This is a genomic window from Bacillus sp. AP50, assembly GCF_040492675.1.
GTDB classification, from domain to species: Bacteria; Bacillota; Bacilli; order Bacillales; family Bacillaceae_G; genus Bacillus_A; species Bacillus_A cereus.
The window spans coordinates 1-6,060 of the sequence record NZ_JBEUTW010000088.1 but is presented as its reverse complement, the minus strand read 5'-3'; the positions used below and the strand labels follow the sequence as shown (position 1 = coordinate 6,060).

Sequence of the window (6,060 nt, the reverse complement as noted above, 5' to 3'; positions counted from 1 at the left end):
GTATATAGTATTAGGTGACATGGGACAGTAGGAACCCATGTTGGCGTCATTTGTTAAATGTAATTCCTTTTGCAGCGCAGTGCCTCCTTATACAAGGGGGCTTTTTTGTTGTAAATACATAATATATGGAGGCATAAGAGAGATGACAGACGAGTATAAACACTTAATTTCGTATGTAGATAAAATAAAAGAGCTTAATTATAGTACAGCTTCGGCATTAATAGTTATTCATAATGATAAAATTGTAGTAAACCATTATAACGGAAGGCATTCAAATGTTGCTTCATCAAAAAAGATCTCGCAATCATCACAATTCCATGTTGCTTCTGCACGTAAAAGTTACCTGGGTCTAGCGGTTGCTTATGCCCTCTATGAGGGGAAAATTAAAAGTTTAGATGATTACGCAAGAGATTATTTTGATGAATATGATTGGGATGTTCTTGGGGATACCACTTTAAGACATTTAATGACATATTCTCATGGAATTGATGACAATGATGGAGCAATTTTTAGAGAATTTGGACCAGGAGAGCGTTGGGCGTATAAAGGAATGGGGGTCATCATGATGACGAAACTCATTAACAACTTATACAAAAAGCCTTTTACACAATTACTTAAAGAAAGAGTTTTTGAGCCTCTTAATTTCAAAGAGACTGCTTGGAGGACAATAGAGATCGATGAGCTTGTTAAAGTAATTACCGATCCCAGTAGGGATGCGATACTACCAATCAATCATTCAACAAGTGGGTTGGAAGGGAATCTCTTTGTTTCTACAAGAGAGTTTGCATATTGGGGATATCTTCATTTAAAGAAAGGATTCATGAATGGAAAGCAAATAGTTCCTAAAGAAGTGATTGAAATTGCGACAAAAGTACAAAGTCCAATCTATAAAGACAGAACGCTCCCTGAAAATGGCCTATTTTGGTATGTCCAAAATGGCCATACTTTAAAAAGTGAAATGGGTGAAAGGGTACCCGTAGGTTCATTCCAAATACTTGGAAACACAGGCCCGACTATCCTGGTAATTCCTAAATATAACGTGGTTGTAGCAAAAATGTATAATAAAAAATACAATTATGGAGGGGATAATTATCTTCATTACTTAAGAGAATTTAGCAATTTAGTTGCGGATACTTTTGCAAAATAATCTCATTTATTCAATTACTACTTAAAAACACAAAAACGTAATTACTTATTGTTTTACTGTTTTGGAGATACTTCAAAATTTGAGATTGATGGCTATTGGGTCACCATACATCATTATCAACCTCAGATAAATTTATATCCATAATTCACAGAAAACGTTATTCTTTTTGTAGAAATATACAGAAAGGATGGCGTTTTTGTATGAATCTATCGATTCAGGATGAGTTTCATTTGTTCGCTGAAGAGTTACAGCGATATCTATCTCCACATATTCTTCAACAACTCGCACAAGAGACAGGTTTTGTAAAACGTAAAAGTAAGTATGGCGCACGAGATTTGGCCGCTTTATGTATTTGGATTAGTCAACACGTAGCAAGCGATTCTCTTACTCGATTATGTAGTCAGCTTTATGCAAATACAGCTACACTCATGAGTCCAGAAGGACTGAATCAACGCTTTAATCCAGCAGCTGTCGTATTTCTTCGAGAAGTTTTTACTTCGCTTCTCACACAAAAACTCTGTTCAAATCACTCACTTTCTGCACATATAATCTCTACTTTAAATCGTATCCGTATTCTAGATGCAACAGTGTTTCAACTACCTAATCAATTCGCCACAGAATATCAAGGTTCAGGTGGGAGTAGTAATAAGGCAGGCGTGAAAATTCAATTGGAATATGATTTACTTAGCGGTCAATTCCTTAACGTGCAGCTTGGACCAGGAAAGAATAATGATAAAACATATGGTACCATCTGTCTTGAAACCGTAGAAGCAGGCGATTTGTGTTTACGTGATCTTGGTTACTTCGATTTAGGAGACTTACAAACCATTCATGATAAAGAGGCTTACTATATCTCACGGTTGAAGTTGAATACACGCATTTATATCAAGAACCCTGACCCAGAATACTTCAATAATGGTACGTTAAAAAAGCAAACAGAATACATCCAGCTTGATATGACACAAATGATGTCTGATCTAATCCCCGGTCAAACGATGGAAATCCCCGAGGCATACATTGGTCAAAATCAGAAACTTCCAGCACGTGTCATTATTCATCGTTTAACCGATAATCAAACGCAAACACGTCTGAAAAACTAAGCAATACGTGAAAAGAAGAAAGGCATTGTCATGAAGGATAAAAGTAAACGTTTAATGGGCATGAATGTATATATCACGAATACATCACTAGAAGAAGTACCGACGAACTACGTGCATTCATTATATTCACTTCGTTGGCAGATTGAAATTTTGTTTAAAACGTGGAAGTCATTCTTTAAAATTGATGAATGTCAAAATATAAAAAGAGAACGCCTAGAGTGCCATTTATATGGACAGCTCATCAGCATTCTCCTCTGTTCTTCTACGATGTTTCATATGCGCCAGTTTCTACTTGAAAAGAAAAAGCAGGAGCTGAGTGAATACAAAGCGATTTATATGATTAAAGATTACTTTCCGTCACTGTTTCAAGCAATAGCTGTTGGTACAGCAGAACTTTTAAAAATTCTGCATCGCCTTTATCAACTGCTCAAAAAGAATGGTCGTAAATGTCATAGACATAAGCAGATGACCGTCTTTGATATTCTAGGGATTGTGTATAAAACGACGGTGAAGCATAGACAAGCTGCCTAGCGAAAAAATCGTGTTTTAATAGGCTTATTTAGCATGCCCACTTTTCTATCACTTGCTAGTTTTGAAACAAGGATTATTTCGTAACTAGTAATTTACTTGGTTAGCTTGATGGGCATGGGTCTGTACCCCACATCCATCAACTTAAGGGATATTTTCAAACAAAATGTGGTTTTTTTATATAATTTTTTATTATCTTTTATAGATTTTATAAAAGTAGGCATATCAAATAAACCCTGACAGGTTTCAATTTTTTACTATGCTACCTGAGGATTAGAAGTGGTATACTCATAAACAACATCCAAAATATCAAAGACTGTCTTTTTCTCGTACCGATGAGATTTTCGTCCGTTGTGCTGTAGGAGGTTAAACAGACGAAGGAGAACCTTTGATAATTCTTGGGTGTTTTTGTGTAATGCTTGGTAAAAAAGTGAAAAATAATCCTTAATTATATACATTGCTTTATATTCACTTAGTTCTTTCTGTTTTTTACGTAATAGGAGTTCTCGCATTTTAAACATAGTAGAAGAACATAATAGAATACTAATGAGTTGCCCATAAAGATGACATTCTAATCGCTCTTGTTTAATAGATTTACAACGATGAATTTGAAACCAAGATTTCCATATTTTAAATAACAGCTCAATTTGCCAACGTAATGAATATAGGTCATAGATTTTCTCTTTTGGTACCCATTCCGTAGGAATGTTTGTCATATATACCGTGATACCTTGTAAAAGCTTCGTGCGCTCTGTATATGTAATCCCTTTTTTCTTTTCACGAATAGCTCGGTCACGTAAGCGTTTCTGTTTTTGCTCCTCGGTACATCTATAAACTACAATACGAGTAGGCAGTTTGTCTTTACTCCCTACATATACATCGTGTAATTCATAAACTTGGCCAGGTTTTAATTGTTTCATAATGTCTTCCAAATGAATTTGTATATATACTGGTTTCAATTGAGGAGGTTTTGTTTTAAATACGACTGTTTCGAACTCTTTTCTATATATTTTAGTCGGTAACTTAAGACGGGATAAATAATACCCCTGCTTGTCTTGAATAGACTTAAAGTCTTGTAGACGAAAATATCCTAAGTCACGGATATACAGCTCATTCTTTTGTATCATGTCTGTTCGAGTCGCACCATACGCCTGATCACTTCGTTTTCCTGGTTCAATTTTCACATCAGAAAACTCTCCACTCAACAAGTCATACTCTAGTTGAATTTTCACACCAGCTTTATGACTACATCCTCCGGCACCAGGATACATAGCTGCGAATCGATCTGGAACTTGAAAGGTTGTAGAATCAAGGATGCGAATGCGCTCAAAGTAGGAAGAAAGAGAATGAGAAATCTTAGATACGCCTCCAATCTTAGCCTGTAGAAGCGTAGTAAATACAGTACGAAAAAAGGCTACGGAAGCCGAGTTAAATCGCCGATTAAGTCCTTCCGGACTTAATAAAACTCCTGTTGAAGTTTCTAATTGACTACATAGTTGGGTAAGAGAGGTAGTAGCGACTTGTTGATTTAGCCATACATACAAAGATAAAAAATGATGCCCGTGGCACTTCCGTTTTCGTTTCATCCCGCCTGCTTCTATAGCTAATTGATTAAGTGTAGCGGGAGACATATATCGATATAACTCTTCGGCAAATAAAGACAACTCTTGCTTTTGATGCATATTCATAAAAAGCACGTCACCCTTTCTCATTAATATAAGAAAATAGTAACGCGCTTTTAATTTCAAAAATAGCCCGAATCCTTAAGTTGATGGATGTGGGTCTGTACCCCTAAAACAAAAAACGGATACTCCCATCATAGGGGCGTCCGCTATAAATATACTTCTATATGGTTAGTATTTTTCTACCCTAAAAAGTCCTAAAAAGAATCTACTATTAAATCCTCGATACCTCTTACCTTACTCTGAAAACTCCTAAAAGGGAGTTTTATTATTGATATTATTTTAAATAAAATACGTCTGTGTTAAACGTTCCTAAATATACAGAACCTGAAGATGTTGTTTTGTACGTATCAACTTTCAAACGATATTTGCCTTTTTCATAAATGCCTACGCCATCATAATTGACTCTACCAATATCAATGTTCATTCCTACATATTCTCCAGGTACAAACCAAGAAATTAAAGGTTTATTCACATTTTCCCACGTGCCATTTGTGCGCTGAATTTGTGGTTGTATACGAAGCTCAACTTCATAAGCTTTGTTGTCATTTTTAATTTTAATATGTATATATGAATCTGTACCAACATAATGATTTGCTTTTGTTGTATTTACGCTAGCTCCGTAACCTGAAGCCGCAGCTGCTTTTGATACGGGGTTAACTAATTCTAGAGTAGCTACACCTCCTAATGCCATTGCTGAAGCCAACATTGTCATACCCATTTTCTTTTTCCATGGTTTCATGTGAAATTCCTCCCAATTTTCAATTATTTTATCTTGTTAATTTTACTGACGCTGTGTACATTGTATCAATTAAACCAGCAGCATTTTCAACTTTAACTTTCACACGGAAAGTACCTATTTCTACGATTGATTCGCCATTGCCTGTTGAAACAATAATTTCTTCATTTGTACAAGCTGGGAACATAGCCCCCCCTTCCAGATTCATTCCATTACGTCGAAATCAAGGTATTATTTCTCTTAAAATGTTATAAATTTCATTTTAAAATCCCATTATAATAATATTAATTTTCTCTCTTCTTTGCATATTTACAACATGGAGAATACAGAGATAACTCTTTCAAAACTTTATTAGGGGAAAGTTTAAAAAAATGTAATTATAATAATATTTACATAAATGTAATATGTAGTAAATTGATATAATTAACACTAACTATTCTTAATATTTAATATTTTTTCCCTTTGCCCTACAAAGAGCAACATTAACATTTCAAAAAAACAAGCAAAGTACGTTCAGACAAAAAAATCCAGATTTTACCTTATTAAAAATAAGTCAGCTCTTTTATATACAAAGGACGTAAGGATTGTAAATTAGTCAAATGTAACTCCTCAAAATTATATGCACCAAAGAAATTGACGTATTTCCCAATGTAGAGATCCTCCCCCTATCAGAAAAGAAGAGTTCCATACAACAATGAAGAAAGTGAACTTCCGTTTATAAAGGTATATCTTTACAAACAAAAAGGGTTTATATACGAAATATTGAAATATCCAGTTTATAAAGGTGATTAAGTTTATTTTATAAACGTTTTTTCAATGAATACCTTTTACAAACGTTCATCTTTAATTAACTCCAATATTGCT

The 6,060-nt window shown here is 34.6% G+C and carries 4 protein-coding genes and 1 pseudogene; 2 read left to right on the top strand and 3 right to left on the bottom strand.

Annotated elements, in window-relative coordinates; all coding sequences use genetic code 11:
- Positions 1–142 precede the first annotated feature (142 nt).
- Together ABWK52_RS08315 and ABWK52_RS08310 are read left to right on the top strand one after the other, a co-directional pair.
- Entirely contained in the window at positions 143–1,147 is a 1,005-nt protein-coding gene (locus ABWK52_RS08315; protein ID WP_098541638.1) for a serine hydrolase domain-containing protein, read from the top strand.
- Between the two features lie 200 nt (positions 1,148–1,347).
- Positions 1,348–2,778: pseudogene (locus ABWK52_RS08310) on the top strand (IS4 family transposase).
- A 254-nt stretch (positions 2,779–3,032) separates the two neighbouring features.
- On the opposite strand, the gene ABWK52_RS08305 reads toward ABWK52_RS08310, so the two are convergent.
- The 3 genes from ABWK52_RS08305 to ABWK52_RS08295 form a co-directional block, all read right to left on the bottom strand.
- A complete protein-coding gene (locus ABWK52_RS08305; protein WP_141537372.1) occupies positions 3,033–4,463 on the bottom strand; it encodes an IS4 family transposase in 1,431 nt (476 codons plus the stop codon).
- A 271-nt stretch (positions 4,464–4,734) separates the two neighbouring features.
- Entirely contained in the window at positions 4,735–5,199 is a 465-nt protein-coding gene (locus ABWK52_RS08300) for a hypothetical protein (RefSeq protein WP_061661974.1), read from the bottom strand.
- A gap of 28 nt (positions 5,200–5,227) precedes the next feature.
- Entirely contained in the window at positions 5,228–5,383 is a 156-nt protein-coding gene (locus ABWK52_RS08295) for a hypothetical protein (protein ID WP_170924503.1), read from the bottom strand.
- Positions 5,384–6,060 lie beyond the last annotated feature (677 nt).